General features: G+C 72.5%; 1 protein-coding gene and 1 pseudogene. One reads left to right on the forward strand and one right to left on the reverse strand.

Annotated features, from left to right (window positions below; all coding sequences use genetic code 11):
• Positions 1-80 precede the first annotated feature (80 nt).
• On the reverse strand, positions 81-605 hold the full coding sequence (locus tag GA0115259_RS37420; RefSeq protein WP_093605015.1) for a hypothetical protein: 525 nt from the start codon (positions 603-605) through the stop codon (positions 81-83).
• A 214-nt stretch (positions 606-819) separates the two neighbouring features.
• Here GA0115259_RS37420 and GA0115259_RS37425 point away from each other — a divergent pair.
• A pseudogene (locus GA0115259_RS37425) lies at positions 820-1,532 on the forward strand (hypothetical protein); the annotation flags it as partial.

Consider the following 1,532-nt stretch of genomic DNA (forward strand, 5'->3'; position numbering starts at 1 on the left):
TGCACCGCGCGGGCGCGGGCGGCGGGTGCCTCTGAGCTGAGGCACCCGCCGCCCGTCAACCCCCCACACACGCTGCGCGGTCAGCCCATGTCGTGACCTGACATGTCGTCACCTGAGTGCCCCTCGTGCTCCCCACCACCGCTTCCGGTACCACTGGTGCTTCCGGTGTCTCCGGTGCTCCCGGTGCTTCCGGAGTGGTGTGACGAGCCGGTCTCCACGGTCCCGCCGAGCCGGCCGCGCAGCGCCGCGACCACCTTCGCGTCACCGACCGCGACCCACTTCCTGCCGACGAGATACGAGCCGCCGTAGTCCTTGGCCTCGTTGATCCACTCGCGCTGGCCGCGGTCGGTGGCGAAGGTGGCCAGTACATACTTTCCGTCGCCCGTGGCGCAGTTGGCCTGCCGCAACTCGGCCGCGTCGGTCTGGATGTTCGGCTCGCACTCGGCCTGTGAGGCGAGCTGTTCGAGGCTCCCGGTCGCCGTCTTCGGCGCATCGGGGGCCTTGTTGTCGTTCGAGTCGTGGTCCGCGCCGTCGCTCGCGCCGCAGCCGGCCGCCAGCACCAGGGCCAGGGCTGCCAGTACCACTCGGGATCGTTCCTTGCGCATGGGGCCATCGTGCCTTGTGGGGCCACCGCGGCGGGCGGGAACGGCGGGATGTGACGAACCGCAGGACGAACCGCAGGACGAACCGCGAAACGGACCGGCGGAACGGGCCGGCCGCAGACCGGCGAACCGGTCCGGCGGAACGGGAATGTGGTGACCATCCGACGTATCGCTCGTTCTGCTGAACGTGCCCCAGGACAAAGCCGTCACCGCTTCCGTGACCACTTCCGAACCTCCGGCCGCCACCATCGGCGTCGAACAGGCCGAGGCGGCCCTCGTCGAGCACTACCCACGGCTCGTCCGGATCGCCTATCTGGTACTGCCGCCGTCGCTCGGCCGCAACCGGCGTGTACTGACCGCGCACGCCCTCGTACAGCGCTCGCTCCCACGCGGCCGTACGGCGCCGGACGAGGCCGGAATCCCGGCGCCGCGCCGTACGGACGGGAGCGCGCGGGACCTCGGTTACGCCTATGTACGCGCGCGGGTGGTGCGCCAGGCGCTAGAAGCGGGACGTCCGCTGCGCCGGCTCGCCCGGCCCAGACGGGCCCAACTGCCGCCGCTGCTGCCGCACGTATGGGGACTGCGGCTGTTCCCGCACTCGGGCGGCGCGGACGAACTCGCCCTGGACCAGCGGCTGTCCGGCCTCTCCTCGGCGGCGCGCGCGGCGTTCGTCCTGCGCGGTCTGGAGAAGCTGCCCGATCCGGAGGTACGACGGGTGCTCGGCGCGGCCGGAGTCCGGGACGTCGATACGGCGCTCGCACAGGCGGCCGGACTGGGGACGGTCGGCGCGGTCGGCACGGTGGACGCCGCCGAGCTGCTGAACTCGCCCGAGTTCGATCCCTGTTCGCTCCAGGCACGGCCCACGGATCTGATGCGCCGCCGCCAGCGCGCACGCGCCGCGCTCGCCGCCGCGGCGGCCGTGGCCGTCTG

It is taken from the genome of Streptomyces sp. MnatMP-M17 (genome assembly GCF_900091995.1).
GTDB lineage: Bacteria > Actinomycetota > Actinomycetes > Streptomycetales > Streptomycetaceae > Streptomyces.

Bases quoted from the DNA above. Each gene is read 5' to 3' on its own strand.
- GA0115259_RS37420 (WP_093605015.1), bottom strand. From the start codon at position 605: ATGCGCAAGGAACGATCCCGAGTGGTACTGGCAGCCCTGGCCCTGGTG.